This is a genomic window from Undibacterium sp. Ji83W, assembly GCF_049340385.1.
Classification (GTDB): Bacteria; Pseudomonadota; Gammaproteobacteria; order Burkholderiales; family Burkholderiaceae_D; genus Undibacterium.
Map to the genome: position 1 here is coordinate 111,300 of NZ_JBMPOZ010000001.1, position 22,201 is coordinate 133,500.

Consider the following 22,201-nt stretch of genomic DNA (forward strand, 5'->3'; position numbering starts at 1 on the left):
CCCGCCTGCCGATCAAATTTTATTTTCAACTTTTCTTCCTCAGCTATTTACATGTCTGCAAAACTTCTTTACTCCCTGATCCGTCCTGCCTTGTTTGCCATGGACCCGGAAAATGCCCATCACCTGACTTTACCTGCTCTGCAACGTGCCAACAAACTGGGCCTGAGTGGCTTGCTGAGCAGTAAGCCAGTAGAAGATGCGCGCACTGTCATGGGTGTGCGTTTTCCTAATCCGGTTGGCCTGGCCGCTGGCCTGGACAAGGATGGTGCGTATATTGATGGCCTCGCGGCCATCGGTTTTGGCTCCATAGAAATTGGTACGGTCACGCCTCGTGCGCAGGCAGGTAACCCCAAGCCACGCATGTTCCGCCTGCCGCAGGCTGATGCGATTATCAACCGCATGGGTTTTAATAATGGCGGCGTCGATGCCTTTGTGAAAAACGTGCAGGCTTCGCGTTTTTACCAGGACAAGCAAGGTGTACTGGGCCTGAACATAGGCAAGAATGCCGATACGCCTATAGAACGCGCTGCCGAAGATTATCTGCATTGCCTGGCCAAAGTTTATCCCTATGCCAGCTATGTGACGGTGAATATCTCCTCCCCTAACACCAAGAACCTGCGCCAGTTGCAAGGTGCGACCGAGCTGGATGCCCTGCTGTCACAGTTGAAAGAAGCACAGCAAAAACTGGCCGATGAGCATAAGCGCTATGTACCGGTTGCCCTGAAGATCGCTCCAGATATCGATGCAGAACAGATCAAGACCATAGGTGACGCCTTGTTACGTCACAAGATAGACGGCGTCATTGCGACCAATACCACCATCACCCGCGATGCCGTACAGGGCTTGCCACATGCAGAAGAAACGGGCGGTTTGTCTGGCAAACCCGTGTTTGAATTATCCAACCGCGTGATCCGCGCCTTGAAGGCAGAACTGGGTAATGAGATACCCATCATCGGTGTGGGCGGGATTTTTTCTGGTGCTGACGCAGTGGCTAAAATGCAGGCGGGAGCGGCACTGGTACAAGTGTATTCCGGCCTGATTTATCAAGGCCCCGCATTGGTAAAAGACTGCGCAGATGCCTTGCGCGGACATAAATAATTAATCTATACGATCATGAAGAAAATTTTACTTGGCAATAGCCAGCTGAATGTATCCACCATCTGCCTGGGCACGATGACCTTTGGCGAACAAAACACCGAGGCAGAAGCGCATGAGCAGCTTGATTATGCGCTGGAACGCGGTATCAATTTTATCGATACGGCAGAAATGTACCCGGTCATGCCACGCGCTGCCACACAAGGCAAGACCGAGCAATATATAGGCAGCTGGATAAAAAAATCCGGCAAGCGCAGCGAAATCGTGCTGGCAACCAAAGTTGCCGGCCCATCACGCGGCATGGGCTGGATACGCAATGGCGAAAATGATTTGAATGAAAAAAACATTCGCGCCGCCATAGAAACCAGCTTGCAACGCCTGCAAACTGACTACATCGATCTGTACCAATTGCACTGGCCAAGCCGCAATGTCCCTATCTTTGGACAAAAACAATTTGACCCTACGCTGGAAAGACCGTGTACAGATATTGCCGAGACTGTGGCAGTGTTGAACGCCCTGGCAAAGGAAGGCAAGATACGCGCCTTTGGCGTATCGAATGAATCATCCTGGGGTGTCAGTGAATTTATCAATCAGGCAGAACTGCAAGGCGCGGCGAACATCGCCAGCATACAGAATGCCTACAACCTGGTGAACCGTTCATTTGAACAGGGCCTGGACGAAACCTGCTTCCGCGAAAATGTAGGTTTGCTGGCCTATAGCCCGCTGGCATTCGGGCAGCTTACCGCAAAATACACTGACGATGCCAAAGCCCATGGTCGCCTGACAATATTCCCGCCGACCTGGAGCCCGCGCTATATGCGTGCCAGCGTATTTGAAGCCAGCAAACGCTATGCGGCCCTGGCGCGTGAACATGGTTTGACGCCAGCACAACTGGCACTGGCCTGGTGTTATTCGCGCAGCTTTGTTGCCAGCACCATCATAGGGGCAACCAACCTGACGCAGTTGAAAGAGAATATTGATGCGCTGGATGTAGCTCTCAACGATGAACTCATACAAGGCATCAACCGCATTCATGAAGAGCTGAGCAACCCTGGTCAGTAATATTATCGTGGGTGGGACATCAGAAAATCACTACTCCGGCAAGGATTTTTTACCTGGCATAAAATGCAAGCGCAATTGCAGCAAATGCCTATTGATCCTTTTACCGGAGAACCGAGATGTCCCAATTGCGTATTAATATCATCAAGTCCCTGATCTGTTTTTTTGCCATAGCTGCTCTGCTGGTCGTTTTTTTGCGCAGCCTGGTGCCCAATATTTCCCCTTTACATGTCTTTCCTTATATAGCACTGGGAATTTTTGTATTTGCTTTCGCTTTATATTCGACGATCATCATCCGGGGCGGCTTCAATCAATGGAGTATCAATAAAGGCGCTATCGACCCAGCCTGGCTGTGGTTTGCTGCGAATCCGCCTGGCCTTGATTCCTTCGCCAGTAGCAACACCCCCGCGACACTGACACAAGATGCAATCAATGCCAGCGTAGCGACAAGTATTGCATGCAGTGTTGACATAGCCAGCGCCTGCTCAGTATCAAGCATGGACAGCGGGAGCTATTAGCAAACCTCCAGTAAGGCAAACGCATGACGCCTGAATAAGGCGTTGCCTGCATCATGCCTACGATTGTTTTTGCGGCCTGACCGGCAGCGGCACATTACACAGGTCGATATGCCCTGCCGGCACTTTGTACCAGTCCCCCCCTCGGTTTCTTTGCGCTTCAATAATCGATTTAAATGTTGCCGTGTCGGTGCGTATGATTTCCAGCTTGCTGCGTTCTGCGTCTGGCACATCGGCAGCCAGTTGCATGCTCTTGATGGGGGTGCGCTCTTCAGCTTTTTCGTAAAAACCCAGGGGACCAGTACCACGTGGCAAGGTCGTCAGTAATTCCATGCCTTGCACGACACGGCCAACGACTGTGATATTCCTGTCCAGCTGTCTTGGTGCATGCCCGGTTACCACGTATAAAGATGTGCCATCACCGCTATTTGCGTCCGTGCCACGAGCCACGCCTACGCTGGCATAGCAATGCGCCAACCAGGCTGCACCTGCCTTGGGATCACGTCCTGCAGGGAAGCCATTCGCATGTCCCACTTGTGGCGCATAGCCATCGACATCAGGCAAGCGGGTAAACGGCAAATTGCTGGGATATTTGACAGTGAATTCACCATTGAGCTTGCGCTTGGCTGTTTTGACTTCCCGTTTCTCATCAGGGTCAGCCCATTGAGCAACATAATTCTCTTGTGAACGTACAATAGCCAGGCCATCAAAATAACCTTCGCGCACTAATGCCTTGATGTTTTGCGTATGATTGGGGGCAAAATTTGGGGCCAGCTCTATCACGACACGGCCTTTTTCCAGATTCAGATACAGGGTATTGTCAGGATCAAGCGGACGCCAGTCTGCAGCGCTGGAATTTTTAAGGATATCTCCCAAATTCAACTTGGAAGCCTGTGCTACCTGCGTTACGTTGGCAGGCACGCTCTTGGCTTTCGCCTTTGCATAAGCGTGGGCAGTAGCAGACAAAAACAGACCCGCGATCACGCAAGTCACCAGGGATTTTCCAGCGGGCACAGCAGCAAAACGTAAAGGCATTATTTGACTCCGGTAAGGTGCGCAAGATTAGCGCAATTGCCGCTTAGGCAAGAATGGGTGACCTTACGCGAATGAGACTGTTTTGTCCATATACCTGAAATATATCTATTATCTTTCCATTCAATTATTTGGCCCGATTGTTTTATTTCCGAGTTTTTCTCATTGTAATATTGCAAAAACCTGGCGAATCCGGTAAAACCTGAATCAATCTTTTACATCAAGGAGTCCTTGTTTGAAACCTCAACTTCAAGCACCTACCGGTGCGTTTGTGGGCGCATCCTGGGCCGCATTGTTTATAGGTGCCGCCACCTATTTTGCAGGCGTCTGGAATGCCGAAATGCAATTGAATGAAAAAGGTTATTACTTCACCGTATTGATGTATGGCTTGTTTTCTGCCGTATCCCTGCAAAAATCGGTACGCGACAAACTTGAAGGCATCCCTGTTACCGGTATTTATTTTGGTCTGTGCTGGTTGTCACTGGGCTTATCCATCCTGTTGCTTGCCGTTGGTTTGTTTAATGCTGCTTTGGGCTGGAGTGAAAAAGGCTTCTTTGCCATGGCATTTTTGCTTAGCCTGTTCGCTGCCGTAGCGGTACAAAAAAATGTACGCGATATCAATCTGCTCAAGCCTGATATGGATACACCGCCTGTGCACGATAGTCATGAAAACTGATTTTCATGTATTTTCTTAACTTATTTATTGAACGACCTTGTTCATTGTGAATAATGATGCTCCAGACAATGGTGATTTTGCCGCCTATCTAGAAAATTTAGACAGGCGAAGCAAAACAAACGCCACACCAATTCCTGCACCAGGCACAACTCCGGCTGCTTTCAAATATCCACAGGATGAAGATGTAACAGATCAGGAAAGACTGCGCCTGCAGGAGCTTGCAGAACTTCCACCAATTTCTGATGATGATCTGTTGATGCAAGCCCTGGCAACTGCAGGCGAGCGCAATGAATATGATCTGGATGAAAAAGTAGCAAGCAATGTGAATAAGGAAGGCATGGAGACAGAGACTGGCTCCAGCGATGGGCCAGGCTCTGAGCAAGCTACCCTGGCATTTCTCGGTGAACATGCACTGGAATTAGCAGATCAAGTCGGGGCTGAAGAACTCACTGAAATACCGCCGATTACTGACGAAGAATTGATGCAGCAGGCATTGGCATTTCCAGCAGACGAAGATACTCCGCCTGAATAAGTCTGCTTCATCAAAGAGAAAGAGCCTGCATTTGTTCAATTTATTCACTTGAACAAATACAGGCTCTTTTTTCATTTACGGAAATTATTTAGCCATAAGCCAGTGTCAAATGTCCGGCACGGGCAACTGATGTGGATTTCACTTCTACCTGCATGGAATTTTGCAGCGAGGCGATGGAGCCACCAGCACGGTACTGGAAGCTGACTTGCAGCAGATCGCCCTCTTTGACCACCACTGGCTGCGTCAATGGCAAAGCCATATAGTGATTCAGCCAGTCTATGGTCGTTGAAGTTTCCATCAAGACCGCCAGAATATTCTTGGTCACAAACCGCAAGGCGCTGACTGTGCCCGCTTTTTCCACGGTAAAACTACCCTCCCATTTGATCTGCATGTCATTCGGCTGGCTGAAATCGATAATGCTGTACAAGGCAGGTTGCGCAAGTTCCACCGTGTCGGCAGAAAAAACACCGGGTTGCTGGAATTGAATGATCGGTGCCTGGTAGCCAGAAAAATCATAAGTTTGCTGCAGGGGCTGCACTGCCATGACGACAGCTTCGGGAATGAACAGGGGCAATGGCCCGCCAAATTTTGCTGCATAACGTTTCTTGAAGTTCTCTATGACTTCCACCTGTTTTTCCCGCAACATGGCAACGTGTATCATTTCGCAAATGACGATATCTACAGGTTCTGGTGGCAGGTATTCAAATGCATCAGCGTGGATGACTTCGACTTTTTCACCATAGCGGTTCATGGCCAGCAAGCGGCGCGCTTCATCGACCATATCAGGATTGAACTCGACGCAATATACTTTAGAGGCAGCCTGCGCAGCAAACCAGGACAAGACTCCCGTGCCTCCGCCCAGTTCCAGCACTTTTGCGCCATCAAATACCTGACGCCGTATGGCCGCTTTGAAATTATCCATGCGGTTTAAGTCCATCAACATATTGTGATGGTATTGCAGGGGGATAAACTGTCCGAGGTAGCAGCTCTCTGCCTCACGCTCAATCAACATGGTCACTCCTTCTTTACCTGGTTTCATCATGTGGCTGCCATCTGAAGAGTTCAACAGGACAGTCAATTTTCTCGCCACCAACAAGCAAATCTTGAAATTCGTTTTGTGTATGGCCTGAGAAACTGATTATCCTTGGGTTGCAAGGAAGTGAATCACGGAGTTGAATAGCGAATCTGCGTCAATTCTTGCGTATGCTAAAGCTAGTCGCATGCAATATGTCGGCAAATTAACTTTATGCAAAGAAACGACTATGCGCAATACCAGTTTTGAAAAAACAAGTAACAGTATCTGCCAAATAAACGCAAATGAAAGAGGAATTGGCTGAGCTAAGTCAGTCTGATCAGCCTGGCTTGGGTCGCTCGCAGCGCCCGTCCTGATATGCCTTGGGCAGTTGCTCCCAAGCCTCGCCTGGCGAAGTTTGGGAACAGACTACATGCGCATTGAGTTTGCTGCGCCACTTATACCAGGCTGCCGGTGCGGCATGCACCAGTGTGACGGCCAGCAACATGGTCAGTATGAAAACTTTTCTGAGCATAGTCATGGCCGTCACTCCTCCTGATATTTAATGCAAGTTGATGCTACTTAGGTTTTGGCTAGCGCACGATAGCTGGCAAGTTCATCTATAGTCAATACCACGATATCGTGAGTAACTGCATATTCTATGATTTGCTCGCCTTTGGCCATGCTGCCATCCGGGTTCATCAATTCACATAATACAGCTGCTGGTGACAATCCCGCCATCATAGCCAGATCAACCGAGCCTTCGGTATGGCCGCGCCGGCTAAGCACGCCGCCTGGTGCTGCACGCAAAGGGAAGACATGGCCGGGACGGGCCAGGTGATCTGGCTGGGCACCAGGTGCGATGGCAGCCAGGACGGTGGTAACGCGGTCAGCTGCAGAAACCCCGGTCGTCACACCTTGTTTGGCCTCTATTGACACCGTGAAAGCCGTGCCATAACGGCTTTCATTGTGGCTGACCATGGGTGGCAAGTCGAGTTGCTGCAGCCTGTCATCGGTCAGACACAGACAGACGATGCCACTGCAATCGCGGATCAGCCTGGCCATGGATTCGACCGTGATTTTTTCGGCGGCAACGATGAGGTCAGCCTCGTTTTCCCGGTCATAGTCATCCATGAGTAATACAGGACGACCATTGCGCAGGTCTGCCAATGCCCTGGACAGGCGCTGATCAAATGGACTAAGGGATAATATTTCCGGCTGGGCGGAATTGGAGGATGGGACAGTAGTACTAGTATTACTAATAGTATTCAACATAATGAAACGCTCCGGCAAAAGTAAATGTGCAAAAGACGTTTCAGGGAGTAAAAAACGAATAGCCATACACAAACACCCATGGCCTTCACCATAGGAATTTTGTGTAAGAACCTGTTTACGATCTGTCGCGAGCGAGCGTCAGCGGGGTCAGGGTAACAAAAACGCAGCGCAAAAAGCGGAATGTACTTAAGTACATGAGCATTTTGAGCAGCACATGAGCCCCGCGTGGACTCCGATTGCGCACCCGCAGTAAGATCAAAAACAAGTTCTAAGGCGCATCTTCTCTCATCCGGACTATGACCGTCGGCCCTGGAATCACACCAGATCTGCTGACCTTGCAAACTGCTGCAAAATTACTGCAACCGTTTTTACTGCAAGCGCTCGCGGGCTTGTGTACGAGAATTACCAAGGTAATCCTGTGCATTTACCGCCGGTGGGGAATTACACCCCGCCCTGAAGACGTACAACCTACCGAGTTATTCGGCAGATGAATTATACGCAAAAATAAAATTACTGTTTGGGCAAGCACAAAGCCCTTATGTCATTAACAGACTTCAAACCTTGCGGTTTCTTTATGTCCTGGACATCAACAAATGCGGGGCATATAAGGACAGGATATATATCTGCCAATATTTCTTTATGCGAAAAACATATATTCATAGAAGAATTGTTAAAAATATTGTCTGATTTAACTCGCATTTCCACATGGCAACATCTATTCTTAATTTCAAAGGTATTTCCAGCTTTTTCACACCAACATCTTTGTGAATCAGAAACACAAATTTCTGTCGTGGCTTCAATTCGATAAAAAACACATCAAAAGCGCAAGCTTTCTTGCATAAATTATCTCTTAAATAATTTATTCTGATTTTACGAATTAAACTAAAGGCAATATCAGTCCAGCGATTTTGCATATATCAAATACGTATATAAGCAAATGAATACTAAGTAGTTTGGAATAAAGCCTTAATTCATTACGATGCACCTACTTTGCGCGAGGCGACATGACGTTAACCTATATATTTTCGGGATTTGCAGTGGGCACCCTGGTCGGTTTGACCGGCGTAGGTGGCGGCTCGCTGATGACTCCCCTGCTTACCCTGCTGTTTGGTGTATCACCAACGGTGGCCGTAGGCACTGATCTCGCCTTTGCCTCGATTACCAAGGCCACCGGTACTTTTACCCATAGATTGCGCGGCACAGTTGAGTGGAATGTGGTGCGTTTGCTTTGCTACGGCGCTTTGCCGGCAGCTGTCGTTGCCACGCTCTTCCTTAAGAATTTTGGCGCACTGGATAAAGAAATTGGCCAGCTCATACGCTATTCCATTGCTGTTTCTGTACTGCTGACCGTGGTCGCCTTACTGTTCAAGGGCAAGATGCTGAACTGGCTGAACAAGCACCCAGAAAAACAATTACAAGGAAAAAAACTGGCCGCTGCCACTATCATCTCTGGTGCAGTACTGGGGACGCTGGTGACCATCTCCTCCATCGGCGCCGGTGCGATTGGTGCGACTTTGCTGGTCATGCTATATCCACGCATGTCTGCCGCGCATATCGCCGGTACAGATATCGCCTATGCTGTACCTTTGACGGCCATTGCTGCTTTTGGTCACTGGTGGCTGGGTTCGATAGACTGGGTCTTGCTGGGCAGCCTGCTGATAGGCTCTTTGCCAGGTATCACTCTCGGGTCTCTGGCAGCCCGCGCCGTACCAGAAAAATTTTTACGTGGCCTGCTGGCAACCACCCTGACTTTGGTTGCCGCCAAGCTTGTCCTTTGAATCTGTTTGCAATCGCGTACTTACAGACGCATTTTATGGGTAATTAAAGATGTATCGTTACGACCAGCACGATCACCAAATCATCAAGGAACGTATTGCACAATTCCGTGACCAGGTTAGCCGCCGGCTCTCGAATGAATTGAGTGAAGATGAATTCCGTATTTTGCGTTTGCAAAACGGTCTGTACATGCAGCGTCACGCCTATATGCTGCGGGTGGCAGTGCCTTACGGCATGCTGTCGTCGAATCAGGTACGCAAGTTTGCCCATATTGCCCGCAAATATGACCGCGGCTATGGCCACTTCACGACCCGTCAGAATATCCAGTACAACTGGATCAATCTGGAAGATACACCAGACATACTGGAAGAACTGGCATCAGTAGAAATGCATGCCATCCAGACCTCCGGTAACTGCATGCGCAATATCACTTCAGATGAATTTGCCGGGGTTGCTGCAGACGAACTGATAGATCCGCGTGCCTATGCAGAAATCCTGCGTCAATGGACTACCTTCCATCCAGAATTTGCCTATCTGCCGCGCAAATTCAAGATCGCCATCAATGGTGCAAAAGAAGACCGCGCCGCGATTGCCGTGCATGATATCGGCCTGACCGTAGTACACAATGAAGCTGGTGAAGTCGGCTTCAAGGTCATGGTTGGTGGCGGCATGGGTCGCACCCCTATCCTGGGTAGTGTGATACGTGATTTCCTGCCATGGAAGCATGTCATGACCTACCTGGAAGCGATTTTGCGTATCTATAACCAGTACGGTCGTCGCGACAATATCTACAAAGCACGTATCAAGATACTGGTGAAAGCCATCGGTGCTGAAGAATTTGGTCGCCAGGTAGAAGAAGAATGGCAAGACATCAAGGATGGCCCAGCCACTCTGACAGAAGCAGAATTGAAACGCGTGGCCAGCTATTTCACGACGCCAGACTACGAAAATCTGCCTGCGCAAAATGCCGCTTACGAACAACATTTGCAAGACAATAAATCCTTCGCCAATTGGGTCAAGCGCAATGTCAAACCACATAAAGTGGCTGGTTATTCTGCTGTGGTGCTGTCGCTGAAAAAACCGGGTGTGCCACCGGGCGACGCCAGTTCTGAACAACTGGACTTTATTGCTGATCTGGCTGACCAATACAGCTTTGGTGAATTGCGTGTCACGCATGAGCAAAACCTGGTGCTGGCAGACGTTAAAGTTGCTGACTTGTTCACCGTCTGGCAAGAAGCCAAGGCCCATGGACTGGCGACACCAAATATCGGCTTGCTGACCGATATGATTTGCTGCCCTGGCGGTGACTTCTGCGCGCTTGCAAATGCCAAATCCATTCCTATCGCGCTGGATATCACTGACCGCTTCAACGACCTTGATTACCTGCATGATATCGGCGACATAGAACTCAATATGTCTGGCTGTATCAATGCCTGCGGCCATCACCATGTCGGCAATATCGGCATCCTCGGTGTAGATAAAGACGGCAGCGAGTTTTACCAGGTGTCCATCGGTGGCGCACAAGGCAATAATTCGGCCATAGGCAAGATCATAGGCCCGTCTTTCGCTGCCGGACAAATGCCGGAAGTGATAGACCGCATCATTCAGGTGTATGTGCGTGACCGCCTGGAAAATGAGCGCTTCATCGATACTGCACAACGACTGGGTATCGCGCCATTCAAAGAATTTGTGTATGCAACGCCGATACGTACCAATGAGCATCATGGTGAAGACGCCGGTACTGCAGTCAGCTACTGAAATTAAGAAAGTGCATCATGCGAGAAATTATTAAAGATAAAGCCATCGTAGCCGACGACTGGACAGTAATGCGTCTCACCGAAAATGAAACACCGGACGCTATCAGCGTACCGGCAGGCAAAGTCATCATCCCTTTGAAAGTATGGTTGCTGCAACGCGAAAGCCTGCTGAACCGTACTGATATCGCCGTCTGGTTCAGCAGCGATGAGCAGGCAAAAGAATTGAAAGAAGATATCAGCCGCTTTAGTCTGCTGGCAGTGGATTTCCCTAAATTTGCAGATGGTCGTGGTTATTCCATCGCCTACAACCTGCGCTCACGCCTTAACTTCACTGGCGAATTGCGCGCCATCGGTGATGTCTTGCGCGACCAGTTGTTTTACATGCAGCGCGTGGGCTTCAATGCCTTTGCCACACGTGAAGACAAAAACATCCATGACGCGATCAAGGGCCTGACTGATTTTTCTGAAAAATACCAGACTTCCTGGGATGAAAAAAACCCCTTGTTCCGCCGTGCGGAGCGCACTGGAGCGCAAGCATGAGTGATTTTTTGGAGCGCCTTGCCGCAACACAGGCTATATTGGAAAGAATCGCCAACGACTTTGAGCCAGCCGTGTTTGCATCCAGCCTGGCAGCAGAAGATATGGTGTTGACTGACTTGATTTTGCGCAAGAAACTGAATATCACGATTTTCTCACTGGAAACAGGACGCCTGCATGCAGAAACACTGGGCATGCTCGATAAAGTCAAGGAAACCTATGGCACAGAAATCAAGCTGTTCAAGCCTGATGCCGCCGCTGTAGAAAATTATGTCAGCCAGCATGGCCGTAACGCTTTTTACGACAGCGTGGAAATGCGCAAGGAATGCTGCCGCATACGCAAGGTAGAACCGCTGAAACGTGCCCTGGCAGGCAACAAGGCCTGGGTAACCGGCCAGCGCCGCGCGCAGTCGGCGACAAGAACTGAGCTGGCGATGCAGGAAGACGATGCAACACATGGCCTGCAAAAGTTTAATCCTTTGGCAGATTGGTCAGAAGATGATGTCTGGCACTATCTCAGAAGCAACAATGTGCCTTACAATCCTTTGCATGACAAAGGATATCCATCCATAGGCTGTGAACCCTGCACCCGTGCGATACAGCCAGGTGAAGATGTACGGGCTGGACGATGGTGGTGGGAAAACCCCGATTCCAAGGAATGCGGCCTGCATGTGGTTGATGGCAAGCTGATCCGAATTAAACAAGCTGTCTGAAGAAGAAAAATCATGAATACTGTCGTGGAAAACCATTTTATTGATGCTGCGAGCAATCGCCACCTGGATTGGCTGGAATCCGAAGCCATCCATATCATGCGCGAAGTCGCGGCTGAATGCAGCAACCCTGCCCTGCTGTTTTCTGGCGGCAAAGACTCCATCGTCTTGCTGCGCCTGGCAGAAAAGGCTTTCCGCCCGGGTAAATTTCCTTTCCCGCTGGTGCATATCGACACTGGTCATAACTTCCCTGAAGTCATCGCATTTCGCGATAAGCGCGTGGCGCAACTGGGTGAACGCCTGATCATTGGTTCGGTAGAAGAATCGATACGCCGTGGCACAGTACGCCTGCGCAACCCGGCAACCGATTCGCGCAATGCCGCACAAGCCGTGACCTTGCTGGAAACCATTGCCGAGCATAAGTTCGATGCCTGCATAGGCGGTGCCCGTCGCGATGAAGAAAAAGCGCGTGCCAAGGAAAGGATATTCTCCTTCCGTGATGAATTTGGTCAATGGAACCCGAAAGCACAACGCCCAGAACTATGGGATTTGTATAACACCCGCGTACACGCCGGTGAAAACATGCGCGTCTTCCCTATTTCCAACTGGACCGAGCTCGACGTATGGCAATACATCGCCCGTGAAAAACTCGAATTGCCACAGATTTATTTTGCCCATGAACGCCAGGTCATACCGCGCAATGGCTTGCTGGTGCCGCTGACGGATTTGACACCACCACGCGAGGGTGAAACGGTAGAGACGCAGATCGTGCGCTTCCGTACTGTGGGTGATATCTCCTGCACCTGCCCGGTATCTTCAGATGCTGCAACGGTTGAAGCCATCATCGCCGAAACCGCAATTACCCAAATTACAGAACGTGGCGCCACACGTATGGATGACCAGACATCAGAAGCATCGATGGAAAAACGTAAAAAAGAAGGATATTTCTAATGAACGCCGTAGAACAATTTACTGCCGCTGTCGGTAAAGAACGTGGCCTGTTGCGCTTCATCACGGCTGGTTCTGTCGATGATGGCAAGAGCACTTTGATCGGTCGCCTGCTGTTTGACAGCAAGGGTATTTTTGCTGACCAGCTTGATGCCATTTCCCGCGCCAAGCACAAACGCACCGTTGGCGACACGATAGACTTGTCCCTGCTGACTGATGGCCTGGAAGCAGAACGCGAACAAGGCATCACCATCGATGTAGCCTATCGCTATTTCGCCACACCCAAGCGAAAATTCATCATTGCCGACACGCCTGGCCATGAACAATACACGCGTAATATGGTGACTGGTGCATCAACTGCAGATGCGGTAATTATTCTGATCGACGTCTCCAAGGTCAAACTGAATGATGATGGCAGTGTCGATTTGCTCACGCAAACCAAACGTCACTCCACCATTGCCCATCTGCTGCAAATAGAACATGTGATTGTTGCCGTCAACAAGATGGATCTGATCGATTATGACCAGACCGTGTATGACCGCATCGTTGCTACTTATCAGGCATTTGCAGATCAACTGGGTTTAAAAAACATCCGTCCTATCCCCTTGTCTGCCCTGGCAGGTGACAATGTCGTTACCGCCAGTGAAAAACTGGCCTGGTATAAAGGCCCGACGCTGATAGCCCTGCTGGAGTCATTAAGCGTGTACGACGCCTGCCATGACGAACCTTTCCGCTTCCCGGTGCAACTGGTAGCGCGCCACAATGGTCATGAAGCGAATGACTTCCGTGGCTATATGGGCCGTATCGAAGCTGGCAAGGTCAGCAAGGGTGACAAATTGCTGGTGCAACCTGGTGGTCAGACAGCGACTGTCAAAGACATTTTGACACTGGATACTTCGCTGGATACTGCAGTCGTCGGCCAGTCTGTGACGATCTTGCTGGACGAGTATGTCGATATTTCACGCGGCGATATGCTGGTAGGTATAGACCGCCCTGCGACGCTACTGAAAACCGTGAAGGCTGATTTATGCTGGTTGTCGGAAGATGCACTGGATATCCGCCGCAAATATTGGCTCAAGCATACCACCAGACAAGTCGCTGCCAGAGTTACTGGTATCGACACCCTGCTGGATATCAATACGCAAGAGCGCCGTCCTGCAGACAGCCTCAAGCTCAATGATATTGCCACAGTCACGCTGAATGTGGCTCAGGCGCTGGCAGTTGATGATTACAATGACTTGCGCTCTACGGGTGCATTCATCCTCATTGATGAAGTCACGCATCAGACCGTGGCAGCTGGCATGATACATCTGGCCTGAGTTATGTCGCAAACTCCGGGCAAGGTTTATCTGATAGGTGCTGGCCCTGGCGCTGCGGACCTGATTACGGTACGCGGTGCCCGTCTGCTGGCACTGGCAGATGTTGTACTATATGACGCCCTGGTCACGACTGAAATGCTGGATCTGTGTCCGCAGGCAGTCAAAATCTCGGTTGGCAAACGTAGCGGGCAACGCTCTGCTGCGCAAGAGCACATCAATCAACAAATGCTGGAATGCGCGGCGCAATATGCACTGGTGGTTCGCCTCAAAGGCGGTGATCCCATGCTGTTTGGCCGTGCTGATGAAGAGCTGACTGCACTGGAGTCGGCAGGCATAGCCTATGAAATCGTACCCGGCATCACCACCGCGCTGGCAGCCGCAGCCAGTGTGCGGCAACCCCTGACCAAGCGTGGAGTAGCACGCAGTGTCGCCCTGTTTACTTCCAGCACAGCTCCTGGCGAAAGCGCAGACACCCGCATACCTGAATGTGACACCCTGGTGCAATATATGGGCGGCAGAGAAGCCACACTGACCGCGCAACGCATGTTGGCCGCCAACTTCCCCAAGGATTTACCTGTAGTCATCATAGAAAATTGCAGCCGCCCGGACGAATGCAGCCAGGCTTTGAGCCTGGACGAATTATCTAAAGGCTTGCCCATCAGTACAGGGCCGGTATTAGTGATGATGGGTGAGGCAATGCGGGCACGTACCAGCAAATTATCATGAGGATGGCGCACTAATAAGTAGTGCCAGGTGGCTAAATGGGCTGTGGCTAAGGAGGCAACCTGACACCCAGCCTGCGCGCCATTAATTGCAAGGCACCGCCATCTCTCAGTTGCTCGTACCATTCGTCGTAACGCAAACGCAATTGCTCGCAAGCGGTATTTTTACAGTATGCCAGATAGCCATCCTGCATATCCATGAAGGGTTCTATCATTTGCAATTCATTGCTGATGCCCAGAGTCTTCATCGTCGCCTCGGTATTGCGCATATTGGTCGCCAGAAAATCGACCCGCTTTGCCAGCAACATATTCAAGCCATTCGTCAGGGTATTGGCGATGACAGGTTTGATAGTAGCGCGCAGGCTTTCAAATTGCGGGCCATATACCCAGCCATTGATGACACCCAGTTTAGGACCGGGCAGACTGGCATAATTGCCATCCCAACTTAGGTCCGAACCTTTGCGTATATACAAGGCCATGATGTCACGATAGAAAGCACGTTTGGCGAAGCCATATTTAGCTTCCCTTTCTGCCGTCTTGTAAGGGCCTATGAGTATTTGAGCCTGCTCATGTTCAACCATCCACTGGGCTCTGGCCCAAGGGTAAATTTCGAATTTGACTTCATCCCCATTTTGTCTGGCAAGCACGCGTATGATGTCGGCACCCAGGCCAGTGAATTCACCATTGGGGGTGCGCTCAAATACATTAGCGAATTCAGTACCTACCGCCAATATCTGGCCTGCCTGAACAGAACCAGCCAACAATGCAAACAGTGCGAATATTGCAAAAGAAAATGAACATATTGTTTTTTGTCGAAGCATGGTCTATTGCCTGGCAAATCAAAAAACACATTAAGAACAAGGGAGTTTGTTTATCTAATTTGCGGCTTATGTTTTTAACAGCAAACGCAAAACCAGATTCACATGCATTTGTTGGTGAAACTCACAATTTACTCGCTAATCAAAAAGAAACTGTAAATTATTTTTAATAGCTACTTAATCGCTACTCAATTGTCACTTACTCTGGACTGTTCGCTGAGTTTGCCTCTCCATTCCCTACCCATCAAGTGAAAGCTTGGCAACCGTTGCCAGTGTCAGAACCGACTGCCATGCACCTGCACTCGCACGCAGATGCCAAGCTTATTGCAATTATTAAAGTGACTCTACCATCGACAGCAATTTTTTCCTGGCATCTATAAATTTGTCAGGGCCTCCTCCTGCCTGATAAGAAGTGTCAGCAAATCTTTTTGTCAGTGTCGGGTCTGTGACCCAGATATTTGCAAACCTCATGTACATGGCCAAGTCCCAATGCCAGTTCGCGACATAAAAAACGATAGCTTCACAATTTGCCGCTTCTGATGGATTAGGTGTCGGATACCATGCACTATTTTTCTGAACATAGCTGGAACTAATCACTTTGGTTTCTATACCTCTTGCGCGAAAACCTTCTTGCAAAACTTCCAATACCGTGTCACGGACGGCTTCATGTTTAGCGATGCAAACACTTTTAGGAATAGTCCCGGAAAATTTTGTGAGTGTTTGCTTGGAAGCGCAGCCACTAAGGACAGCAATAAAAAGTACCAGGACTATTTTTTTCATCGTTTTGAGGTTCAGGATAGAGAGAAAATTGATGGATTTATCGTATTCAATTTTGAATCCTGGCATTTAATAGAAAATCCTGGAGATCAAAAAAAAGAACACGATACTTGAAAGTTACATCAGCATTGTTCTGTTATTTACTCATTTTTGCAAGAGCAATCGAATTGAGAAGTGTCCAAAATTTGCAGTTTAAAGATGCGGCTACACAAAGCAAGGCAGGAGTTCTATTACAAGTTTTCAACTCATCTCAGACGCTCAGAAGCAGGATGGATGATTGTGACCTTGATCAATAGAAAGGAAGGGGGCGAGTAAGTGAGTCAGGCAAAATTTACATTGTGGCGCTTCTGTCAGTCACAGAATTGCCACAATGATTTCATAGCATTTTCAAACAATAATCACGTATCGCCTGCAAGACAGTTTCATCTTCGCCGACAGCATTTACTATCTTGAATTCCAGGCCAGGGTGGCTAGCACGTATTGCATCTGCCAACACGGGCAAATCCCGCAAGACATGGCCACCCTGCCCCAGAAACACCGGGGCCAGTGTGATATTCTCACATCCTTCGCTCACTAGCTGCGCTGCCAGTTCTGGCAATGATGGCGTCATGAATTCAAGAAAAGCCAGTGCCACGGTAACATCAGGCAAGCTGGTTTGTGTCATTGCTTGCAGGCGCTGAAAAGGCGCAGCCCAGCGGGGATCACGGGCACCATGGGCAAACAGGATCAGGGCAGATTTATTTGCCATCAGTTTCTTTCCACGTAGCGCAATCCCGCTGCCGCAATGATCAGGAACAAAATACTTGGCACCACCGCAGTCACCAGTGCCGGCCAGGTGTTGAGCAAGCCTACATGTGAAAACAAGGCATTGATCAGATAAAAAGTCATGCCCAACATGATGCCGCTAAAAATCTTCAGGCTGACACCGCCGCTGCGTACATGCAGATAAGCAAACGGCAGAGCCAGCGCCATCATGACCAGTACCGCAAATGGATAAGTGATTTTTTTCCAGAAGGCGATTTCATAGCGCTCACCATCCTGTTTGTTATCTGCCAGATGTTTGGTGAATGCCGCCAGATCGGTTGCCGACATGCGGTCAGGGTCCGCAAACAAGACCGACAAAATATCCGGCGTGACTTCTGATACCACATCACGGCTGGCCAGTTTCTCACTCTTGACGGCAGCAATATCTTCACTGGTCAAAGTTTTGGGGAAAGAAGTCTCGATGACATCAGACAGGCGCCAGGTATTTTTACCCATGTACTCAGCATCTGTTGCTGTCATTTCGCGTGACAGATGGAAGTTTTTGTCAAATTCAAATATTTTGACGCCCTTCAAATGACGGTTCGGCAGGATTTCTTTGACATTCAAAAACCTTGAACCAATGATATCGCCAGTCAAACCATTTTCGCGCACCAGATCCTTGGTCCACAAGCCGGTACGAAATTCCTGCTCCAATGATTCGCCAATGGCACTGAGCTTCATTTTTTCTGCAAACTTGCTGGAAATCGGTGAAATAACTTCGCCAAATAAAAATGTCAGCAACACAAATATCATGCCTATCTTGAGCAGGATAGTACCGGCCATCATGGTAGACATGCTGGAAGCTCGCATGATGGTGAATTCAGAATTGGACGCGAATTGTGCCAACACGTAAATCGTACCTATCAACACAGCAATAGGCATGAATTCATAGATACGGCCAGGCCAGCCCAGCAGGACAAAAATCACTGCATGCTTGAGCTGATACCCCCCTTTGTTCACAGAAGATTGCAACTCACTGACCAGGTCAAAGAACGAGAACAGGGCCAGCAAGGCCAGCATGACGAACAGGACTGAACGTAATATCTCAACGCCAAAATATCTTTGTAAAATTTTCATGCTGGACACTTTTCTTTGCCGCGGAAACCAGATTTGCAGCGGGACCACAATATCAAAGGGTGCCAGCGGCTATTTACTTTCAAACGCCAAAAAAACATGCTGAGGGTCATTAAAGCCACAAACAAATGGTGCGGCCACCAGGCCATGCCGAAGCTGCTACGCTCCTGCACCACCAATGCTTGCAAGATATTCGTCACCGACAGATAAATCACAACCAGCAGCAAGGCCACAATCAAATTGGCAGAGCGCCCGACACGCGGGTTGACATAGCCCAGCGGAATTGCCAGCAGCAACAATATTGCGCACATCATTGGCAGGGATATACGCCATAGCAACTCACCCAACTTGGTACTATCCAAATTTTCGATCAAGGCCATCAAAGGCATGGATTTGGCAGATTTGTCACTGGCGATGCTGGCATTCTGGCTGGACACCAATACGCCGTATTTTTCAAACTGCATCATCTGGAAATCAGGCGCAGTCGGCAAGCCATCGTAACGGCGGCCTTTGCTCATGACCAGGAATTTATCCCCTGCCTTGTCGATTTCTATCATGCCTTCTTTGGCCACAACGATGCTGGAACGGCCATCTTTATAGGTATTGATGAAAATATTTTGTACTTTACTGAGGTCCCCGGCCACTTCTTCGACGAAGAAAATGCGGTCAGATGACGCTGATTCCTGGAATTTTCCTGGTGACACCTTGGCAATATCAGAACGTTTTTCAAAGCGCTCGCGGAATTCCACGTTCTGCTGATTGGCCCAGGGAGTGACGATAAAACTCAATAAACCAGTGAGAATGATGAGGGGGCCACCAAAGCCCAGCACTGGTCTTATCCATTGCGTCAGGCTCAGGCCAGAGGCAAACCAGACCACCATCTCGGAATCCTGATAACTGCGTGTCACCACCAGCAAGACCGAAATAAAACCGGTCAGTAGCAGCAAAATATGCATATTCATCAATGCGGTAAAGCCGATCAAGGCAACCACGTCCGCGGACGCAACTTTGCCTCCTGCCGCTTTTCCAAGGATGTTAATAAGCATCACGGAGATCGTGATGGTGAACAGAGTTGTGAAGACTGCGCCTGCGGCACTGTTTAATTCACGTCGAAGCGCGCGCTGAAAAATCATGAGTAGGATTATAATGTCTGTTTTACGAGACTTACAAAGAGGAGTAATACGTGGACTTTAGCATAAAAACAATCGACGCAAAAAGTGCCTCGACTGCCCATAAAGCAATTAAGACAGGCTGTATTGTAGTTGGCGTGTACGAAAACAAGAAACTTTCTGCCGCTGCAGCAGGTCTGGACAAGTCCGGCGACATCGCCGCCGCCCTGAAATCTGGTGATATCACAGGCAAAGCGGGAACATCCCTGCTGTTGCGCAAACTGGCTGATGTCGCTGCAGAGCGCGTATTGCTGGTAGGTTTGGGTGAAGAAGCAACAACCGTGGGCGAAAAAGCCTATAACCAGGCTGTGCAGGCTGCTGCCCGCACCCTGGCTGGTTTGGGTGCCAATGATGCAGTGATTGCCCTGCCTGCGGTAAAAGACCGTGATCTGGGCTGGTCCATCCGCGCCACAGTCCTGGCTTTCCGCGAAAGCATTTTCCGTGCTGACGGCCTGAAAAGCAAAAAAGACACATCCACTGCTGGCGTCAAAAAAGTCGCCATCGCCGTTGCAGCTACAGAAGCTACTGCAGCAAAAAATGCACTGGTACAGAGCGAAGCCCTGGCCAATGGCATGGATTTGACCAAAGAACTGGGTAACCTGCCACCTAACTTCTGCACACCGACCCACCTGGCCAATACTGCCAAGAAAATCGCTACCGACTACAAAATGGCCGTAGAAGTGCTGGACCGCAAACAGATACAAGCCCTCAAAATGGGTAGTTTCCTGTCTGTCACCAATGGTACGGTAGAACCACCTAAGTTCATCGTGCTCAAGCACAATGGCGGCAAAGTCAAGGATGCCCCAGTAGTTTTGGTAGGCAAAGGCATTACTTTTGACTCCGGCGGTATCTCGCTGAAAGCCGGTGCTGGCATGGATGAAATGAAATACGACATGGGCGGTGCTGCTTCTGTACTGGGCACCATGCGCGCTATCGGTGAAATGAAACTGAAGCTGAACGTCATCGCCGTTATCCCTACTTGCGAAAACATGCCTTCCGGCAGTGCCACCCGTCCAGGCGATATCGTCACTTCCATGTCTGGCCAAACTATCGAAATCCTGAATACGGATGCCGAAGGCCGCCTGATTCTGTGTGACGCCCTGACTTATGCAGAACGCTTCAAGCCAGCAGCCGTGGTTGACGTCGCAACACTGACCGGTGCTTGCGTGACCTCGCTGGGTCATCACAATTCTGGCCTGTTCACCCGCCATGATGAGGCGCATGACCAACTGGCAGCAGAACTGCTGGCAGCTGGCAAGCAAACTGGTGATACGGCATGGCGCATGCCTATCGAAGAAGCCTATAACGAGCAACTGAAATCCAATTTTGCAGACATGGCAAATATTGGCGGCCCAGCCGGTGGCAGTATCACGGCAGCCTGCTTCCTTGAGCGCTACACCAAGAAATACACCTGGGCCCATCTGGATATCGCCGGTACAGCCTGGAAATCCGGTGCTGCCAAAGGTTCCACTGGCCGCCCAGTGCCTTTGCTGACAACGTTCCTGATCAATCGCGCAGCTTAAGTAGCAAGCTGTATATAGAAATAGAACGTGAAGGCCAGAGTCTGATTAATTCAGGCTCTGGCTTTTTCTTTTGTTTAACGATCAGGGCTTGAACCAAAGCTCTGCCCGGCTCAAGGGCATATTCGCAGGATTCAGGAAAGGATTTTGCAGCTCCAGTACAGTTCTTTGCTTCAGACCAGCTTTTTGTATAGAGCTTTGGTGGTATTTCAAGAACAGTTTCTCGAATTGCCCGTTGTGAACCATGATTTCCAGTCCATTGGTCAAATCCTCAGCAAATTGACGCTTGGTCGGCGCGACAAAAAAATAATAGGCGGCAGGATAATGCAAGGCGATATCCTGGCTGATGATGATATTTTTACCGGCATGCGACTCCTGCTCTTTCCAGATTTCCATGACAGACCTGGGAAAATAATCAAAACGCCCCGCTTCCAGCATGCTGAATAAAGCCTCGTAAGAATTAGCCGTATTCACCTTGAGACCATTGTGTTCAAGAATTTTGACATCTGGCCAATCCAGCTCTTGCCCGGCAGAGTAATTCTCCATATCACGCAAGGTCCTGATAGTTTTGAACATTTGCCGGTTTTCACTGATAACAAACGGGATACGCCAACCCAACAAGCCTTTGTCGATAGGTATTTTAATGGCGATCAGCGCTTTTTCTCTTTCATCCGTAGACATGCTCCACAAGAGATCCACTTCTCCCGTACCGTTTTTCATCTCATGCACAGCCCGCCCCTGTTGCATGGTCGCCTTGCTGGGCAATAACTGGTATTTGTGAGGGGAAAGGGACAGAGCTTCAGCCAGCAACTCATGCACATAATCAAAATGGCTGTCTGTCCTGGCTGCCGGACGGGGATAACGAATCACAGCGCCATCTGCAAACACTGTCTGCGTGCCAAAGATGAACATTGCAATAAAACAGGATGCGAGACACTTGAGCATGACAAATTCAAAAAGGGACTACGTTTATGCATTTTAGTATCTTTCTGAAACGAAATACGCTTAACAGAATGAAGAATCGTCAAAGATTGAAAAGTCCAGTTTAGTGTGTGAACACGCGCTACACTTTGT

Annotated in this window: 23 protein-coding genes and 1 riboswitch; of the genes, 13 read left to right on the forward strand and 10 right to left on the reverse strand. The window is 49.4% G+C overall.

The genetic code is table 11. The features are described from left to right. The first annotated feature begins 51 nt into the window (after positions 1 to 51). From ACO0LD_RS00475 to ACO0LD_RS00485, 3 genes are all read left to right on the forward strand, one after another. The gene (locus tag ACO0LD_RS00475) at positions 52 to 1,098 is read left to right on the forward strand and encodes a quinone-dependent dihydroorotate dehydrogenase (RefSeq protein WP_423002700.1); all 1,047 of its coding nucleotides are present in this window, start codon (positions 52 to 54) and stop codon (positions 1,096 to 1,098) included. Between the two features lie 15 nt (positions 1,099 to 1,113). Then, positions 1,114 to 2,157, forward strand: coding sequence for an aldo/keto reductase (locus ACO0LD_RS00480; RefSeq protein ID WP_423002702.1), 1,044 nt, complete (start codon positions 1,114 to 1,116; stop codon positions 2,155 to 2,157). Between the two features lie 116 nt (positions 2,158 to 2,273). Then, positions 2,274 to 2,672 carry a hypothetical protein gene (locus ACO0LD_RS00485; RefSeq protein WP_423002704.1) on the forward strand — a complete coding sequence of 133 codons (399 nt, stop codon included), beginning with the start codon at positions 2,274 to 2,276 and terminating at the stop codon, positions 2,670 to 2,672. 57 nt (positions 2,673 to 2,729) lie between these two features. Here the strand turns inward: ACO0LD_RS00485 and ACO0LD_RS00490 are convergent, their stop codons facing one another. Continuing rightward, entirely contained in the window at positions 2,730 to 3,704 is a 975-nt protein-coding gene (locus ACO0LD_RS00490) for a peptidylprolyl isomerase (protein ID WP_423002706.1), read from the reverse strand. Between the two features lie 232 nt (positions 3,705 to 3,936). Between ACO0LD_RS00490 and yiaA the strand changes: the two genes are divergently transcribed. Both yiaA and ACO0LD_RS00500 read left to right on the forward strand, forming a co-directional pair. Further along, positions 3,937 to 4,377, forward strand: a complete 441-nt coding sequence (gene yiaA / locus ACO0LD_RS00495) for an inner membrane protein YiaA (protein WP_423002708.1) — start codon at positions 3,937 to 3,939, stop codon at positions 4,375 to 4,377. A gap of 37 nt (positions 4,378 to 4,414) precedes the next feature. Beyond that, the gene (locus ACO0LD_RS00500) at positions 4,415 to 4,909 is read left to right on the forward strand and encodes a hypothetical protein (protein ID WP_423002710.1); all 495 of its coding nucleotides are present in this window, start codon (positions 4,415 to 4,417) and stop codon (positions 4,907 to 4,909) included. A gap of 88 nt (positions 4,910 to 4,997) precedes the next feature. On the opposite strand, the gene ACO0LD_RS00505 is transcribed toward ACO0LD_RS00500, so the two are convergent. The 3 genes from ACO0LD_RS00505 to ribB all read right to left on the reverse strand — a co-directional run bounded on the left by ACO0LD_RS00505 (position 4,998) and on the right by ribB (position 7,196). Continuing rightward, positions 4,998 to 5,921 (reverse strand): methyltransferase domain-containing protein, encoded by a 924-nt coding sequence (locus ACO0LD_RS00505; RefSeq protein WP_423004036.1) that lies wholly within the window; start codon positions 5,919 to 5,921, stop codon positions 4,998 to 5,000. Positions 5,922 to 6,261: 340 nt separating this feature from the next. After that, entirely contained in the window at positions 6,262 to 6,462 is a 201-nt protein-coding gene (locus ACO0LD_RS00510) for a hypothetical protein (protein ID WP_423002712.1), read from the reverse strand. 41 nt (positions 6,463 to 6,503) lie between these two features. Then, positions 6,504 to 7,196 carry a 3,4-dihydroxy-2-butanone-4-phosphate synthase gene (gene ribB / locus ACO0LD_RS00515; RefSeq protein WP_423002714.1) on the reverse strand — a complete coding sequence of 231 codons (693 nt, stop codon included), beginning with the start codon at positions 7,194 to 7,196 and terminating at the stop codon, positions 6,504 to 6,506. A 273-nt stretch (positions 7,197 to 7,469) separates the two neighbouring features. Continuing rightward, positions 7,470 to 7,661: riboswitch (FMN riboswitch) on the reverse strand. Between the two features lie 539 nt (positions 7,662 to 8,200). Here ribB and ACO0LD_RS00520 point away from each other — a divergent pair. From ACO0LD_RS00520 to cobA, 7 genes are read left to right on the forward strand one after another with little or no spacing between them, the layout of a single operon-like run. Beyond that, the gene (locus tag ACO0LD_RS00520) at positions 8,201 to 8,974 is read left to right on the forward strand and encodes a sulfite exporter TauE/SafE family protein (protein WP_423002716.1); all 774 of its coding nucleotides are present in this window, start codon (positions 8,201 to 8,203) and stop codon (positions 8,972 to 8,974) included. 49 nt (positions 8,975 to 9,023) lie between these two features. After that, positions 9,024 to 10,730 carry a nitrite/sulfite reductase gene (locus tag ACO0LD_RS00525; RefSeq protein WP_423002718.1) on the forward strand — a complete coding sequence of 569 codons (1,707 nt, stop codon included), beginning with the start codon at positions 9,024 to 9,026 and terminating at the stop codon, positions 10,728 to 10,730. A 17-nt stretch (positions 10,731 to 10,747) separates the two neighbouring features. Further along, positions 10,748 to 11,269 (forward strand): DUF934 domain-containing protein, encoded by a 522-nt coding sequence (locus tag ACO0LD_RS00530; protein ID WP_423002720.1) that lies wholly within the window; start codon positions 10,748 to 10,750, stop codon positions 11,267 to 11,269. After that, positions 11,266 to 11,979 carry a phosphoadenylyl-sulfate reductase gene (locus tag ACO0LD_RS00535; RefSeq protein ID WP_423002722.1) on the forward strand — a complete coding sequence of 238 codons (714 nt, stop codon included), beginning with the start codon at positions 11,266 to 11,268 and terminating at the stop codon, positions 11,977 to 11,979. The genes ACO0LD_RS00530 and ACO0LD_RS00535 overlap by 4 nt, the downstream gene beginning before the upstream one ends. Before the next feature lie 12 nt (positions 11,980 to 11,991). Beyond that, complete coding sequence (gene cysD / locus ACO0LD_RS00540) at positions 11,992 to 12,927, forward strand: sulfate adenylyltransferase subunit CysD (RefSeq protein ID WP_423002724.1); 936 nt, start codon at positions 11,992 to 11,994, stop codon at positions 12,925 to 12,927. Beyond that, positions 12,927 to 14,243: a sulfate adenylyltransferase subunit 1 gene (locus tag ACO0LD_RS00545; protein WP_423002726.1), complete on the forward strand. Its 1,317-nt coding sequence runs from the start codon at positions 12,927 to 12,929 to the stop codon at positions 14,241 to 14,243. Before cysD ends, ACO0LD_RS00545 begins: the two co-directional genes overlap by 1 nt. Positions 14,244 to 14,246: 3 nt before the next feature. Further along, positions 14,247 to 14,969, forward strand: coding sequence for a uroporphyrinogen-III C-methyltransferase (gene cobA / locus ACO0LD_RS00550; protein ID WP_423002728.1), 723 nt, complete (start codon positions 14,247 to 14,249; stop codon positions 14,967 to 14,969). A gap of 46 nt (positions 14,970 to 15,015) precedes the next feature. Here the strand turns inward: cobA and ACO0LD_RS00555 are convergent, their stop codons facing one another. The 5 genes from ACO0LD_RS00555 to lptF form a co-directional block, all read right to left on the reverse strand. Then, positions 15,016 to 15,786 carry a substrate-binding periplasmic protein gene (locus ACO0LD_RS00555; protein WP_423002730.1) on the reverse strand — a complete coding sequence of 257 codons (771 nt, stop codon included), beginning with the start codon at positions 15,784 to 15,786 and terminating at the stop codon, positions 15,016 to 15,018. Between the two features lie 330 nt (positions 15,787 to 16,116). After that, complete coding sequence (locus ACO0LD_RS00560) at positions 16,117 to 16,629, reverse strand: Sbal_3080 family lipoprotein (protein WP_423002732.1); 513 nt, start codon at positions 16,627 to 16,629, stop codon at positions 16,117 to 16,119. A gap of 307 nt (positions 16,630 to 16,936) precedes the next feature. Next, positions 16,937 to 17,308, reverse strand: a complete 372-nt coding sequence (locus ACO0LD_RS00565) for a sirohydrochlorin chelatase (protein WP_423002734.1) — start codon at positions 17,306 to 17,308, stop codon at positions 16,937 to 16,939. Then, a complete protein-coding gene (lptG, locus tag ACO0LD_RS00570) occupies positions 17,308 to 18,441 on the reverse strand; it encodes an LPS export ABC transporter permease LptG (RefSeq protein ID WP_423002736.1) in 1,134 nt (377 codons plus the stop codon). Before lptG ends, ACO0LD_RS00565 begins: the two co-directional genes overlap by 1 nt. Continuing rightward, entirely contained in the window at positions 18,438 to 19,571 is a 1,134-nt protein-coding gene (gene lptF / locus ACO0LD_RS00575) for an LPS export ABC transporter permease LptF (protein ID WP_423002738.1), read from the reverse strand. Before lptF ends, lptG begins: the two co-directional genes overlap by 4 nt. Before the next feature lie 50 nt (positions 19,572 to 19,621). Between lptF and ACO0LD_RS00580 the strand changes: the two genes are divergently transcribed. Next, positions 19,622 to 21,130 (forward strand): leucyl aminopeptidase, encoded by a 1,509-nt coding sequence (locus ACO0LD_RS00580; RefSeq protein WP_423002740.1) that lies wholly within the window; start codon positions 19,622 to 19,624, stop codon positions 21,128 to 21,130. Between the two features lie 81 nt (positions 21,131 to 21,211). On the opposite strand, the gene ACO0LD_RS00585 is transcribed toward ACO0LD_RS00580, so the two are convergent. Next, a complete protein-coding gene (locus ACO0LD_RS00585; RefSeq protein WP_423002742.1) occupies positions 21,212 to 22,072 on the reverse strand; it encodes a hypothetical protein in 861 nt (286 codons plus the stop codon). Between the last annotated feature and the right edge of the window lie 129 nt (positions 22,073 to 22,201).

Bases quoted from the DNA above. Each gene is read 5' to 3' on its own strand.
- ACO0LD_RS00530 (WP_423002720.1), top strand. From the start codon at position 10,748: ATGCGAGAAATTATTAAAGATAAAGCCATCGTAGCCGACGACTGGACA.
- ACO0LD_RS00480 (WP_423002702.1), top strand. From the start codon at position 1,114: ATGAAGAAAATTTTACTTGGCAATAGCCAGCTGAATGTATCCACCATC.
- ACO0LD_RS00585 (WP_423002742.1), bottom strand. From the start codon at position 22,072: ATGCTCAAGTGTCTCGCATCCTGTTTTATTGCAATGTTCATCTTTGGC.
- ACO0LD_RS00545 (WP_423002726.1), top strand. From the start codon at position 12,927: ATGAACGCCGTAGAACAATTTACTGCCGCTGTCGGTAAAGAACGTGGC.
- ACO0LD_RS00525 (WP_423002718.1), top strand. From the start codon at position 9,024: ATGTATCGTTACGACCAGCACGATCACCAAATCATCAAGGAACGTATT.
- lptG (WP_423002736.1), bottom strand. From the start codon at position 18,441: ATGAAAATTTTACAAAGATATTTTGGCGTTGAGATATTACGTTCAGTC.
- ACO0LD_RS00555 (WP_423002730.1), bottom strand. From the start codon at position 15,786: ATGCTTCGACAAAAAACAATATGTTCATTTTCTTTTGCAATATTCGCA.
- cysD (WP_423002724.1), top strand. From the start codon at position 11,992: ATGAATACTGTCGTGGAAAACCATTTTATTGATGCTGCGAGCAATCGC.
- ACO0LD_RS00565 (WP_423002734.1), bottom strand. From the start codon at position 17,308: ATGGCAAATAAATCTGCCCTGATCCTGTTTGCCCATGGTGCCCGTGAT.
- ACO0LD_RS00535 (WP_423002722.1), top strand. From the start codon at position 11,266: ATGAGTGATTTTTTGGAGCGCCTTGCCGCAACACAGGCTATATTGGAA.
- lptF (WP_423002738.1), bottom strand. From the start codon at position 19,571: ATGATTTTTCAGCGCGCGCTTCGACGTGAATTAAACAGTGCCGCAGGC.
- ACO0LD_RS00475 (WP_423002700.1), top strand. From the start codon at position 52: ATGTCTGCAAAACTTCTTTACTCCCTGATCCGTCCTGCCTTGTTTGCC.
- ACO0LD_RS00485 (WP_423002704.1), top strand. From the start codon at position 2,274: ATGTCCCAATTGCGTATTAATATCATCAAGTCCCTGATCTGTTTTTTT.
- ACO0LD_RS00490 (WP_423002706.1), bottom strand. From the start codon at position 3,704: ATGCCTTTACGTTTTGCTGCTGTGCCCGCTGGAAAATCCCTGGTGACT.
- ACO0LD_RS00520 (WP_423002716.1), top strand. From the start codon at position 8,201: ATGACGTTAACCTATATATTTTCGGGATTTGCAGTGGGCACCCTGGTC.
- ACO0LD_RS00560 (WP_423002732.1), bottom strand. From the start codon at position 16,629: ATGCCAGGATTCAAAATTGAATACGATAAATCCATCAATTTTCTCTCT.
- ACO0LD_RS00505 (WP_423004036.1), bottom strand. From the start codon at position 5,921: ATGTTGATTGAGCGTGAGGCAGAGAGCTGCTACCTCGGACAGTTTATC.
- cobA (WP_423002728.1), top strand. From the start codon at position 14,247: ATGTCGCAAACTCCGGGCAAGGTTTATCTGATAGGTGCTGGCCCTGGC.
- ACO0LD_RS00510 (WP_423002712.1), bottom strand. From the start codon at position 6,462: ATGACTATGCTCAGAAAAGTTTTCATACTGACCATGTTGCTGGCCGTC.
- ribB (WP_423002714.1), bottom strand. From the start codon at position 7,196: ATGTTGAATACTATTAGTAATACTAGTACTACTGTCCCATCCTCCAAT.